This is a genomic window from Cellulomonas sp. ES6 (genome assembly GCF_030053835.1).
Lineage (GTDB): Bacteria > Actinomycetota > Actinomycetes > Actinomycetales > Cellulomonadaceae > Cellulomonas.
The window spans coordinates 38352-50622 of record NZ_CP125655.1; the positions used below are offsets into that span (position 1 = coordinate 38352).

Below are 12271 nucleotides of genomic sequence, written 5' to 3' on the forward strand. Positions count from 1 at the left end.
CCGGACGGGCGCCCCGGGCACAGGCCTGTCCGGGGCCGGACGCGCGCTCCGCACGGCGCGCCCCGCCGGTCAGCCCAGCTGGGAGTCGATGAGCGCGTCCTCGGTCTCCTCGTCGGACGGCCGGCGTCGGCGTGCCCGCGCCGGCTGGGCGGCGGGGCCGCCGGGGACGCGGTCCGCGGGGCCGTCCGACGAGGGGCCCGCGCCGGGCCCCTCTGCCGGGCCGGCGGGCGCACCCGGCTCCGCCGATCCGCCCGGTCCGGCCGATCCGCCCGGTCCGGCCGGTCCGCCCGACCCGCCCGGTGCCGCGCCCTCCAGCAGCTCGCGCCGGGCGAGCCACGTGAACGCGACGAGCGACCCCGCCGCGAACGTCCACCACTGGAACGCGTACGACAGGTGCGACCCCGGGTCCGTGCTGGGGGCGGGCAGCGCGCCGAGCGTCGTGGCCGCGGCGGGCGCCTCGGCGACCGCGCCGCCGTACGCCGCGTAGGACGGTGCCGTGACGCCGCCCGCGGCCAGCACCTGCGCCACGTTCACGGCCTGCACCTGCCCCGCCGGCGCCTCGCGGGTGCTCGCGGGCTCGTCCGGCCGCAGGTGCACGGTGACCTCGACCTCGCCCGGGGGCGGCTGCGGCACGTCGACCTCACCGCTCGCGTCCCGGTCCCAGGCGACCCAGCCGCGGTCGACGACCAGGACGGTGCCGTCGTCCTGCACGAGCGGCACGAGCACGTGGAAACCGGGCTGCCCGTCGACCGGCCGGTTCCGCAGCAGCACGGCGGCGTCGGCGTCGTAGGTGCCGGTGACGGTGGCCTGCCGCCACACGTCGGACGGGTCGAGCGTGGCACCGGCCTCGGGGAGCAGCTCGGCGAGCGGTACCGGGCCGGCCTCGTAGTTCTGCTCGACCAGCCGGATCGCCGCGTCGCGCGCGACGTGCCGGTGCCACTGCCACCGCCCGAGGAACACGCACGCGACGGCCAGCACCACCGCGAGCACCAGCAGGCCGACCGCGCGCCTCGCGGCGGGGTTGCCGCGCAGCCGCACCCGCCCGCCCTCGGAGGTCGGCGCCGGGCTCGTGGGTGCCGCGGTCATCGCAGCCCCGGCAGCCCCGGCAGCCCCGGCAGCCCGGGCCGTGCTCCGAGCTCCAGCCGTGGCAGCTCGTCGACCGGCACGGTCTGCTTCCAGAACGCCCGGACGCCGAGGTACTCCTCGAGGTGCGCGCGGTGCTCGTCGCACGCGAGCCACACCTTGCGACGCTCCGGCGTGTGCAGGCGCGGGTTGTTCCACAGCACGCCCCACGACGCCTCGGCGCGGCAGCCGCGGGCGCTGCAGCCGAGCTCGTCGCCGACGGGGTCGGGTGCGGGGGCGGTCATCGGGGTCCTCCGGGGGTGCCGTCGTGGTGGTCGTCGTCGGGCCTGCGCTGGTCCCCGCGGGGCGCGCCCGGCGGCGGGGGAGCGACCGGCCGCACGGGTGGTGCGGCGTCGATCAGGTGGGGCACGTAGCCCGCGGGCGCGTCGTCGCGGCGCTCCCGCCCGGCGTTGGCGAACAGCACCGCGATGTACGGCAGCACGACGGCGCCGACGATCAGCACGAGACTCAGCCAGAGCGGGACGTGCGTCCAGGTGAGCACCGCGAGCACGAAGCACGCCACCCGGACGCCCATCTGGATCAGGTAGCGGCGTGCCCGGCGCGCCTGGTCGGCGCCCAGGGGCTCGGGGGCGCTGGTGATGCTCTGCGCCTCGTCGGGGGTCCGCCTGCTCACACCTGATCGTAGGCGCCCCTCGCCCACCCCGCCCCCGCCACCCACCCCCTCGCGCAGCCGTCCCGGACGACTCGGAGGCTCCGACGTGCGTTCGGAGGTGTCCGCGGAGCCCTCCGATGCCGCGCGCACGCCTCCGACCACGTTCGGAGCCTCCGAGGGGATGGGGAGGGTGGGGGAGAGCGGGGTGGTGGGGGTGGGGATTGTGCGATCCGCACAACTGGTGCGCGCCATCCTGTGCCGCGGCGGTGCACCGGGGGCGCGAGGCGGTCGGATAGCGTCGACTTCCGTGTCCGAGAACTCCCAGACCTCCCGCCCGGAGCCGCGCAGCGTCCTGGTGACCGGCGCGAACCGCGGCATCGGCCGTGCGATCGCCGAGCGGTTCGTGGCGAACGGCGACAAGGTCGCCACCCTGGTCCGCAGCGGCGGGGCGCCCGACGGCGTGCTCGCCGTCACCGGTGACGTCACCGACACGGCGTCCGTCGACGCCGCGTTCGCCGAGGTCGAGGCGCAGCACGGGCCCGTCGAGGTGCTGGTCGCCAACGCCGGCGTCACGCGCGACGGCCTGCTGATGCGGATGACCGACGAGGACTTCGAGCAGGTGCTCGACGTCAACCTCACCGGCGTCTTCCGCTGCGTGCGCCGGGCGTCGAAGGGCATGATCCGCCTGCGCCGCGGCCGCATCGTCATGATCGGCTCGGTGGTCGGGCTGTACGGCAACGCGGGTCAGGTCAACTACACCGCCACGAAGGCCGGCCTCGTCGGCATGGCCCGCTCGGTGACGCGCGAGCTCGGCGGGCGCGGCATCACCGCCAACGTCGTCGCGCCCGGCTTCATCGAGACGCAGATGACCGCCGAGCTGCCCCAGGACCGCCAGGACGCGTACCTGTCGACGATCCCCGCCGGCCGGTTCGGCGCGGTCGACGAGATCGCCGCTGCCGTCGAGTTCCTCGCCTCGCCCGCCGCCGGGTACATCTCCGGCGCCGTGCTGCCGGTCGACGGCGGCCTCGGCATGGGCCACTGACCTCCCGCCCCCACGAACGGAACGGAACACCCCATGGGCCTCCTCGACGGCAAGAAGCTCCTCGTCACCGGCGTCCTCACCGACGGCTCGATCGCCTTCCACGTCGCGCGCCTCGCGCAGGAGGAGGGCGCCGAGGTCGTGCTGAGCTCGTTCGGCCGGCAGTTCCGCCTCACCCAGGCGATCGCCCGCCGCCTCCCGAAGGAGGCCCCCGTCGTGCAGCTCGACGTCACCGACGCCGAGGACCTGGCGGCGCTCGCGGACCGCGTGCGCGAGCACGTCGACCACCTGGACGGCGTCGTGCACTCCATCGGCTTCGCGCCGCAGTCGGTGATGGGCGGCAACTTCCTGTCCGGCGAGTGGGCCGACGTCGCCACCGCCCTGGAGGTCTCGGCGTTCTCCCTGAAGTCGCTGGCGGTGGCGGCGCAGCCGCTGCTGACGGAGGGCGGCTCGATCGTCGGCCTGACGTTCGACGCGCGGTTCGCGTGGCCGGTGTACGACTGGATGGGTGTCGCGAAGGCCGCCTTCGAGGCGACCTCGCGCTACCTGGCCCGCGACCTCGGGCCGTCCGGCGTGCGCGTCAACGTCGTGTCCGCGGGCCCGATCCGCACCACCGCCGCGAAGTCGATCCCCGGCTTCGAGGCGATGGAGGGTGGCTGGGACGGCCGCGCGCCGCTGGGGTGGGACGTCACCGACCCGGAGCCGACCGCCCGCGCGGTGGCCGCGCTGCTGTCCGACTGGTTCCCCAAGACCACCGGCGAGATGATCCACGTCGACGGCGGCGTGCACGCGATGGGCCAGTAGTCGTGCGACTCTGGTGCGCGTGACCCACCCGCACCGCCTCGTCCTGCTCCGCCACGCCAAGGCGGAGCACTCCGCCTCCCTGGAGGACCACCTGCGCCCGCTGGCGCTCACCGGACGTCGCCAGGCGTCGGAGGTCGGCACCGGGATGGGGGCCGCCGGCCTGGTGCCCGACCTGGTGCTCGTCTCGTCCGCGCTGCGGACCCGGCAGACGTGGGACCTGGTGCGCGCGGGCCTGGGCGTGCCCGCCGACGTCGCGCGCCTGAGCGACGAGCTGTACGCGGCCGGGGTCCGGTCGCTCATCGGGCTGCTGCGCGAGGTCGAGGAGCAGGCGGCGACGGTGCTGGTCGTCGGCCACGAGCCGACGGTGTCGCAGACCGCCGCGGCGCTCGCGGGCCCCGGGTCGGACGACGCGGCGACGGCCCGCGTGCGGGTCGGCGTGCCGACCGCCACCTACAGCGTGCTGGAGGTGGACGGCGCCTGGGCCGACCTGGTCCCCGACGCGGCGCGGCTCGTGCGGGTGGTCAGCCCGGCCTGACGGCCCGCGCCCCGGTCAGCGCAGCTGGGGCAGCTCCAGCACGGCGTCCAGCCGGCCGCGCACCACGGCGTCGGCCTGCTCGCAGACCACGGGCTTGGCGTTGAACGCCACGCCGAGCCCCGCGGCGGCCAGCATGTCGAGGTCGTTCGCGCCGTCGCCGATCGCGACCGTGCGCTCCAGCGGGACCCCGGTCTCGGCGGCGTACTCGCGGAGCGTGCGAGCCTTCACGGCCCGGTCCACGACCTCGCCGGCGACCCGGCCGGTCAGCGCGCCGCCGGAGACCTCCAGCGCGTTCGCCCGGTACCGCGGGATCCCGAGGCGCGTGGCGAGCGGGCCGACGACCTCCACGAACCCGCCGGAGACCAACCCGACGGGCCAGCCGCGGCGGTCGAGCTCGGCCAGGAGCTCGACGGCGCCCGGCGTGACGACGACCTCCTCGAGCACCTCGGCGAACACGGAGACGGGCAGCCCTGCGAGGGTCGCGACGCGCGCCCGCAGGGACGCGGTGAAGTCCAGGTCGCCGCGCATCGCCCGCTCGGTGATCGCGGCGACCTCGTCCCGCGACCCGGCGTGGGCCGCGAGCAGCTCGACGACCTCCTGGGTGATGAGCGTCGAGTCGACGTCCATGACGACGAGGCGGGTGGGTGTCACGCGGGCAGGCTAGCCGGACGCGCGCGCCCGGCGCCGGACGCGTCCACGCCCGGCACCGCCGGGAGCCGCGGGGCCCGGGTCAGAGGCTGACGACCGCGCCCTTCGGCACGACGGTGATCCCCGACTCCGTGACCGTGAAGCCGCGCGCCAGGTCCTGCTCCCGGTCGATGCCGACCCGTGCCCGCTCGTGCACGACGACGTTCTTGTCGAGGATCGCCCGGTGCACCTGCGCGTACCGGTTGACGACGACGCCGTCCATGAGCACCGAGTCCGTGACCTGCGCCCACGAGTGCAGGTACACGCCCGGCGACAGGACCGACCCCGACACCGTCGCGCCGGAGACGATCACGCCGGGCGACACGATCGAGTCCGCGGCGTGCCCGAGGCGTCCCGCGCCGGCGTGCACGAACTTCGCCGGCGGCAGGCCGGTGTAGCCGGTGTACACGGGCCACGCGTCGTTGTAGAGGTTGAACACCGGCTCGATCGAGATGAGGTCCTGGTTGGCCTCGTAGTACGAGTCGAGCGTCCCGACGTCCCGCCAGTACTGGCGGTCGCGGTCCGTGGAGCCCGGCACGTCGTTGTGGATGAAGTCGTACACCGACGCGGTCCCGCGCTCGACGAACGCGGGCACCAGGTCGCCGCCCATGTCGTGCCGGCTGGTGGGGTTCTCGGCGTCCTCGGTGACCGCGCGGCGCAGGGCGTCGGTGTTGATGACGTAGTTGCCCATCGACGCGAGGATCTCGCCGGGGGAGTCCGGCAGCGCGACCGGGTCGGTCGGCTTCTCGCGGAACGCGGCGATCTTCGTGGGGTCGGACGGGTCCGTCTCGATGACGCCGAACTGGTCGGCCATCCCGATCGGCTGCCGGATGCCGGCCACCGTGATCTCCGCGCCGGTCGCGATGTGCTGGTCGACCATCTGCGAGAAGTCCATGCGGTACACGTGGTCCGCGCCGACGACCACGACGATGTCCGGCCGCTCGTCGTCGAGGATGTTGAGGCACTGGTAGATCGCGTCGGCGCTGCCGAGGTACCAGTGCTTGCCGACCCGCTGCTGCGCGGGCACGGGGGAGACGTAGTTGCCCAGGAGGGTCGACATCCGCCACGTCTTGGACACGTGCCGGTCGAGGCTGTGGGACTTGTACTGCGTCAGCACGATGATGTGCAGGTACCGCGAGTTCACGAGGTTCGACAGCGCGAAGTCGACGAGCCGGTAGATGCCGCCGAACGGGACGGCGGGCTTGGCGCGGGCCTCGGTGAGCGGCATCAGCCGCTTGCCCTCTCCACCTGCGAGGACGATTGCCAGGATGCGCGGCGCTGCCATGACCCGAACCCTAGAGGCAGGACGGCCCCGACGGCGAGGCGAACCCCCGGAGTGGCGCTAGCGTGTCCGAGGTGAGAGTCGACCTGCTGACCCGCGAGTACCCGCCCCACGTCTACGGCGGGGCCGGCGTGCACGTCGCCGAGCTCGCCGCGGTGCTGCGGCGCAGCGTCGACGTGCGGGTCCACTGCTTCGACGGCCGCCGCGACGAGCCGGGCGTGACCGGCTACGACGTGCCCTCCGACCTCGCCGGCGCCAACCCCGCCCTGGCGACGCTCGGGGTGGACCTGTCGATCGTCGACGGGGTGGGGCGCGGCGACGGGCCGGCGACCGACCTGGTGCACTCGCACACCTGGTACGCGAACCTCGCGGGCCACCTCGCCTCGCTGCTGCACGGCGTCCCGCACGTGGTGTCGGCGCACAGCCTGGAGCCGCTGCGGCCGTGGAAGGCCGAGCAGCTCGGCGGCGGCTACGCGCTGTCGTCGTGGGCGGAGCGGACGGCCTTCGAGTCGGCGGCGGCGGTGATCGCGGTGAGCGCCGGCATGCGGGCGGACATCCTGCGCAGCTACCCGGCGATCGACCCCGAGCGGGTGCGCGTCGTGCACAACGGCATCGACCTGTCCGGGTGGCGCCGGCCCGAGGGCGACGAGCAGTGGGCGGCCGCCCGGCGGGTCGCCGAGGCCAACGGCATCGACCCGGACCGGCCGGCCGTGGTGTTCGTCGGGCGGATCACCCGGCAGAAGGGCCTGCCGTACCTGCTGCGCGCGGCCGAGTCGCTGCCGCCGGAGGTGCAGCTCGTGCTGTGCGCGGGGGCGCCCGACACGCCCGAGATCCTCGTGGAGGTCACCGAGCTGGTCGGCGACCTGCGCGCGCAGCGGGACGGCGTGGTCTGGATCGAGCGCATGCTGCCGCGCGAGGAGCTCGTGGCCGTGCTCGCGACGGGCACCGTGTTCGCCTGCCCGTCGGTGTACGAGCCGCTCGGGATCGTGAACCTGGAGGCCATGGCCGTCGGGCTCCCCGTGGTGGGCACGGCGACCGGCGGCATCCCCGAGGTCGTCGACGAGGGGGCCACCGGCTGGCTGGTGCCGATCGAGCAGGTGCAGGACGGCACGGGCACCCCCGTCGACCCCGACCGGTTCGTCGCCGACCTGGGCGCGGCGCTCGCGGGGGCCGTGTCGGACCCGGTGCGCGCGCGGGAGTGGGGCGCCGCGGCACGCCGGCGCGTCGAGGACCACTTCTCGTGGGACGCCGTGGCGGAGCGCACGCTCGACGTCTACCGGTCCGTCCTGGCCTGAGGCCGTCCGCGGCGCGGGCGGGGCGGGGCCGCCTCAGCCCGGGCCGGGGTGCGTCGCCGCGGCCAGCGCCCGGCGGGCCGCCCGGTCGACGTCCCGCAGCGCCGTGGAGCGCTGGTCGGCCTGCCAGAGGTTGACCGCCGCGCCGTCGTCGGCGGTCGCGAGGTCGATGATCGCGCGCAGCCGCAGCGCCGTCCCGAGCACGCGGACGCGGCGCGGCTCGAGCCCCGGGGGCACCAGCGGGCGCAGGTCGGGCGGCGTCCGCAGCGCGGCGATCCGCTCGGCGGCGTCCTCCCGCCAGCGGGCCACGTCCAGGGCGACCAGGGCCTCCGTCGCCCGCGTCAGCGCCGAGGCGAGGTCGCGCTCGGCGTCCGCGAGCGTGCCGACGTGCCCCACCAGAGCGGTGCGCCAGGCGGGCACGGCGTGCACCCGCCACGTCACCAGGTGCCCGGCCTCGTACACGCTGCCGAACCGCTCGACCTCCGGCACCGCGGCGAAGTCGCCGCCCGGGGTGCTGACCAGCACGGCCTCACCGGCCGCCTGGGCGGGACCGGCCACAGCTGCGGGCGCCCCGGCCGGGTCGCCCGGGGCCGGCAGCACCGCGGCGACCGTCCGCGGCCCGCTGCCCCACGCCGCGACGAGGTCCGCCAGCGTGGGCCCGCCCGGCCCGGCGACGACGTCGGTCAGACCGGGGACGGCGGCGTCGCCCACGAGGACGCGGTGCGGCTCGTCGTCCCCCTGCACCGCGTCGAGCGTGCGCTGCACGGGGCCCGACCCGGGCCCGGGTTCGGCGAGCCACAGGGCGAGCAGCACGGAGCGCGGCAGGGCGGGTGCGTGGTCCACCGCACCAACGTACGACCACGTCCGGGCGGTCCCGGGCGACTAGGGTCTGGTGTCCATGACCGACGTGCTCCACCTCCAGGACGTGACCATCCGGCGCGGGACGACGACGATCCTCGACCGGCTCTCGTGGACGGTCCGGGAGGGCGAGCGCTGGGTGGTGCTCGGGCGCAACGGCGCGGGCAAGACCACCGTGCTCCAGGTCGCGTCCGGGCGGATGCACCCGACGTCCGGGACCGCGGACCTGCTCGGCTCGCGGCTCGGGCGGGTCGACGTGTTCGAGCTCCGGCCGCGCATCGGCCTGGCCAGTGCGGCGCTCGCGGAGCGGATCCCCGGCGGGGAGGTCGTGCGCGACGTCGTGCTGACCGCCGCCTACGGCATGACCGGCCGGTGGCGCGAGTCGTACGAGGACGTGGACGAGGCCCGGGCCGCCGACCTGATGGCGGCGTTCGGCGTGGCCCGGTTCGCGGACCGCCGGTACGGGACGCTCAGCGAGGGCGAGCGCAAGCGCGTCCAGATCGCCCGGGCGCTGATGAGCGACCCGGAGCTGCTGCTGCTCGACGAGCCGGCCGCGGGGCTGGACCTGGGCGGGCGCGAGGAGCTGGTGGCCGCGCTGGCCGAGCTGGCCGCCGACCGCCGCTCGCCGGTGCTGGTGCTGGTCACGCACCACGTCGAGGAGATCCCGCCGGGGTTCACGCACCTGCTGCTGCTCGCGGACGGCCGGGTGCACGCCGCCGGCCCGGTGGACGAGGTGCTGACCGCCGAGAACCTGTCGGACGCGTTCGGCACACCGCTGACGGTGGAGCGCTCCGGGGAGCGCTGGACGGCCCGCGGGCGGGCGTGAGGCGGGGCTGAGCCCGCGCCGCCGCCCGGACGCTCGAGCGGGCGATCCGGACCGTATCCCTCACAGAGAAGTCAAGGGATCGTCTAGGATCGGTGGGAGAGCGGCCGTGGTCGCCGCCGACGACGACGGTGCCCGGACCGCGGGCACCCGCAGGGAAGGGGGCCGACGATGGGCTGGCTGTGGTGGCTCGGCGGCGCGCTGCTGCTGGGCGTGGCCGAGATGTTCACGCTCGACCTGATCTTCCTCATGCTCGCGGGCGGTGCCCTGGCCGGCACGATCGCGGCGGCGTTCGGCGCCCCGCTCGCCGTGCAGATCGTCACGGCCGCGGTCGCGTCGCTGCTGCTGCTGTTCGCGCTGCGGCCGTTCCTGCTGCGCCGGCTCCGCGAGCGGACCGAGCTGGTCGAGACCAACTCCGCCGCCCTCGTCGGGCGGCCGGCCGTGGTGGTCGCCCCGACCGACGGCGTCGGTGGCCGCGTGAAGCTGGCGGGCGAGGTCTGGTCGGCGCGCGCGGAGGACGTCGGCGTGTCGTTCCCGACCGGGACGGAGGTCCGCGTGACGCGGATCGACGGGGCGACGGCGGTGATCGCGGCCGTGCCCCGGGTGGCGGGCCCGGCGGGAGGCACGACGCCCGGGACCGCCGACGGCCCGGCCGGGGGCCCGCTGCCCGGGACGCCCGCCGGGGCCTGACGGCTCCGCACGCACTGCACGGACCTCGACGGCCGCCGGGCACGCCCGGTGGCCGGGGGAGGCGGTGGCCGACCGGCCGCCGCGGAGCACGACGACGGCCCGAGCGGGCCGAGGTGGGAGGACGGCTGTGGACGACCCGAACATCGGCACGATCGTGGGGTGGGCGTTCATCGCCGTCCTGGCGATCTTCGTGGTGGTGACCCTGGTCCGCGCCGTGCGGATCGTGCCGCAGACCGTCGCGCTGCTCGTCGAGCGCCTCGGCCGGTACCACCGCACGATGGACGCCGGCCTGCACCTGATCGTCCCGTTCATCGACCGGGTCCGCGCCGGCGTCGACCTGCGCGAGCAGGTGGTGTCGTTCCCGCCCCAGCCGGTGATCACCTCGGACAACCTCGTGGTCAGCATCGACACGGTCATCTACTTCCAGGTGACCGAGCCGAAGTCGGCGGTCTACGAGATCGCCAACTACATCACCGGCATCGAGCAGCTCACCGTCACGACGCTCCGCAACGTCATCGGCTCGATGGACCTCGAGCAGACGCTGACCAGCCGCGACCAGATCAACGGCCAGCTCCGCGGCGTCCTCGACGAGGCGACCGGCAAGTGGGGCATCCGCGTGAACCGCGTCGAGCTGAAGAGCATCGACCCGCCGGCGTCGGTGCAGGGCGCGATGGAGCAGCAGATGCGCGCCGAGCGCGACCGCCGCGCCGCGATCCTCACCGCGGAGGGCGTCAAGCAGTCGCAGATCCTCACCGCCGAGGGTGAGAAGCAGGCGGCGATCCTGCGGGCCGAGGGTGCCGCGCAGTCGGCGATCCTCACCGCCGAGGGCGAGTCGCGGGCGATCCTCCAGGTGTTCGACGCCGTGCACCGCGGCGACGCCGACCCGAAGCTGCTGGCCTACCAGTACCTGCAGGCGCTGCCGAAGCTCGCGTCGACCCCGGCGAACAAGGTGTGGATCGTCCCGTCCGAGCTCACGGGCGCGCTCAGCCAGTTCGCGCAGGGGTTCGCGGGGGCGTTCGGCGGCGTGGTGCCGGGTGCCGAGGGCGAGGCGCCGTCGTCCGGGCGTCGCGCGGGGGAGTCGCCGCTGTCCGCGGAGGACCTGCCGCCGGTCGCGCTGACCGACCCGAAGGAGGCGCTGGCCGAGGCCCGGCGCGAGTCCGAGGCGGCCACCGCGGACGCCACCAGCGCGGGCACGTTCAGCGGCCGGCCGTTCGACCCGGTCGCGGAGGCCGGTCAGCGCCCGCGGCACGGCTCGGTGCCGCCGACGCCCCCGCCGCCGGTCGAGCCGGACGCCGGGACGACCCCGCCGCCCGCCCAGCCCTGACCTGACCCGACCCGGCCCGTCGCGAGGCGGTCCGGGGGACTCGTCGACGCCCGTCGTGCTCCGGCCCGGCGGGCGTCGCCGCGTCCGCCCGCGTCCACCCGCGTCCGCCCGCGTCCGCTCGCGCCGAGAGTCCAGGACACGCCCACGGTCGTGCGCGGGGCCTGGGCGTGTCCTGGCATCTCGGTGCGGGGAGAGGGCGCGAGCGCAGGCGGCCGACCGCGCTAGGGCGTGCGCGCGCGGGTTCGGCGTGCGTCGCGGTCCCGGGTGCTCCGCGCGGCGAGAGTCCAGGACACGCCGAGGCTGAGCGCGGTTCCCGGGCGTGTCCTGGCATCTCGGCGAACGGGCGCGGCGGATTGGACGAGTGAGTGCTCACTCATTTACGATCGGCGGCGTGGAGGAGACCAGGACCGGGCGCGCGCGGCCGATGAGCCGCGAGGAGCGTCGCGACGCCATCGCGACCGCGACCATCCCCCTGCTCGTCGAGCACGGCTCGCAGGTCTCCACCCGGCAGATCGCCCTCGCGGCCGGCGTCGCGGAGGGCACCCTGTTCCGCGCGTTCGACGACAAGGTCGAGCTGCTGCGCACCGCCGCCGAGCGAGCGCTGGACCCGCAGGTCGGCGTCCGGGAGATCGAGGCGCTGCCGCAGGCGGCGTCGCTCGCGGACGAGCTGGCGCAGGTCGCCCGGGTCGTCCTCGACCACGGCCGTCGCGCGCGGCGCGTCATGGTCGGGCTGCACACGCTGCTCGCGTCGGACGAGGGCCGGCGGGCGGAGCGGATCCGGGAGGCGCGCGGTGCGGACGTCACCGGCCGGGACGCCCCGCGCCACGCCGGCCGCGCGAGCGGGCCGGACGCCGAGGCCGGCGCGTTCCGCCCGCCGGTCCCGCACGGCCGCGGCCACCCCGCGATGCCGGGACGCGACGCCCTCACGCGCGCGCTCGCCGAGGAGAAGGCCGTGGTCACGAGGCGGCTCGCGGCGTACGCCGGCGACCTGCGCGTGGAGCCCGAGCGGCTCGCCGGGGTCCTCCTGGCCGCCGTGATGGGTCACGGCTTCCCCTTCCTGCCCGAGGACGCCGACGCCATGGTCGCCGACCTCGTCGAGGTCCTGCTGCACGGCGCCGCCCGCACCTGACGGCACGTCGCACCCCCTGTCGTGCCGGGCTCGCCCCCGTCGACGCGACCTCACGACGCCCGCCCGCGGACGC

Annotated in this window: 14 protein-coding genes; 8 read left to right on the top strand and 6 right to left on the bottom strand. The window is 75.9% G+C overall.

What is annotated here, in order from left to right; all coding sequences use genetic code 11:
- Positions 1–69 precede the first annotated feature (69 nt).
- The 3 genes from P9841_RS00185 to P9841_RS00195 are packed head-to-tail and all read right to left on the bottom strand — an operon-like array spanning position 70 to position 1756.
- Positions 70–1086 (bottom strand): SURF1 family cytochrome oxidase biogenesis protein, encoded by a 1017-nt coding sequence (locus P9841_RS00185; RefSeq protein ID WP_283320130.1) that lies wholly within the window; start codon positions 1084–1086, stop codon positions 70–72.
- On the bottom strand, positions 1083–1367 hold the full coding sequence (locus P9841_RS00190; protein WP_283320131.1) for a hypothetical protein: 285 nt from the start codon (positions 1365–1367) through the stop codon (positions 1083–1085). The genes P9841_RS00185 and P9841_RS00190 overlap by 4 nt, the downstream gene beginning before the upstream one ends.
- Complete coding sequence (locus tag P9841_RS00195; RefSeq protein ID WP_283320132.1) at positions 1364–1756, bottom strand: DUF3099 domain-containing protein; 393 nt, start codon at positions 1754–1756, stop codon at positions 1364–1366. Before P9841_RS00195 ends, P9841_RS00190 begins: the two co-directional genes overlap by 4 nt.
- Positions 1757–2042: 286 nt before the next feature.
- Here P9841_RS00195 and fabG point away from each other — a divergent pair, with 286 nt between their 5' ends.
- The 3 genes from fabG to P9841_RS00210 are packed head-to-tail and all read left to right on the top strand — an operon-like array spanning position 2043 to position 4113.
- Positions 2043–2777: a 3-oxoacyl-ACP reductase FabG gene (fabG, locus tag P9841_RS00200; RefSeq protein ID WP_283320133.1), complete on the top strand. Its 735-nt coding sequence runs from the start codon at positions 2043–2045 to the stop codon at positions 2775–2777.
- 33 nt (positions 2778–2810) lie between these two features.
- Positions 2811–3578 (top strand): enoyl-ACP reductase FabI, encoded by a 768-nt coding sequence (gene fabI / locus P9841_RS00205; RefSeq protein ID WP_283320134.1) that lies wholly within the window; start codon positions 2811–2813, stop codon positions 3576–3578.
- A gap of 19 nt (positions 3579–3597) precedes the next feature.
- Positions 3598–4113: a SixA phosphatase family protein gene (locus P9841_RS00210; protein ID WP_283320135.1), complete on the top strand. Its 516-nt coding sequence runs from the start codon at positions 3598–3600 to the stop codon at positions 4111–4113.
- A 15-nt stretch (positions 4114–4128) separates the two neighbouring features.
- Here the strand turns inward: P9841_RS00210 and serB are convergent, their stop codons facing one another.
- Positions 4129–4764 (bottom strand): phosphoserine phosphatase SerB, encoded by a 636-nt coding sequence (gene serB, locus P9841_RS00215; RefSeq protein WP_283320136.1) that lies wholly within the window; start codon positions 4762–4764, stop codon positions 4129–4131.
- A 79-nt stretch (positions 4765–4843) separates the two neighbouring features.
- Entirely contained in the window at positions 4844–6085 is a 1242-nt protein-coding gene (locus P9841_RS00220) for a glucose-1-phosphate adenylyltransferase (RefSeq protein ID WP_283320137.1), read from the bottom strand.
- 71 nt (positions 6086–6156) lie between these two features.
- On the opposite strand from P9841_RS00220, the gene glgA reads away from it, so the two are divergent.
- The gene (glgA, locus tag P9841_RS00225; RefSeq protein ID WP_283320138.1) at positions 6157–7377 is read left to right on the top strand and encodes a glycogen synthase; all 1221 of its coding nucleotides are present in this window, start codon (positions 6157–6159) and stop codon (positions 7375–7377) included.
- A gap of 33 nt (positions 7378–7410) precedes the next feature.
- Here glgA and P9841_RS00230 read toward each other — a convergent pair whose 3' ends face one another.
- Entirely contained in the window at positions 7411–8217 is an 807-nt protein-coding gene (locus tag P9841_RS00230; RefSeq protein WP_283320139.1) for an Rv1486c family protein, read from the bottom strand.
- A 55-nt stretch (positions 8218–8272) separates the two neighbouring features.
- On the opposite strand from P9841_RS00230, the gene P9841_RS00235 reads away from it, so the two are divergent.
- The 4 genes from P9841_RS00235 to P9841_RS00250 all read left to right on the top strand — a co-directional run bounded on the left by P9841_RS00235 (position 8273) and on the right by P9841_RS00250 (position 12198).
- Positions 8273–9058, top strand: coding sequence for an ABC transporter ATP-binding protein (locus tag P9841_RS00235; protein ID WP_283320140.1), 786 nt, complete (start codon positions 8273–8275; stop codon positions 9056–9058).
- A gap of 168 nt (positions 9059–9226) precedes the next feature.
- The gene (locus P9841_RS00240; RefSeq protein WP_283320141.1) at positions 9227–9745 is read left to right on the top strand and encodes an NfeD family protein; all 519 of its coding nucleotides are present in this window, start codon (positions 9227–9229) and stop codon (positions 9743–9745) included.
- A 127-nt stretch (positions 9746–9872) separates the two neighbouring features.
- Complete coding sequence (locus P9841_RS00245; protein WP_283320142.1) at positions 9873–11069, top strand: SPFH domain-containing protein; 1197 nt, start codon at positions 9873–9875, stop codon at positions 11067–11069.
- 391 nt (positions 11070–11460) lie between these two features.
- Positions 11461–12198, top strand: coding sequence for a TetR/AcrR family transcriptional regulator (locus P9841_RS00250; RefSeq protein ID WP_283320143.1), 738 nt, complete (start codon positions 11461–11463; stop codon positions 12196–12198).
- The last annotated feature ends 73 nt before the right edge of the window (positions 12199–12271 follow it).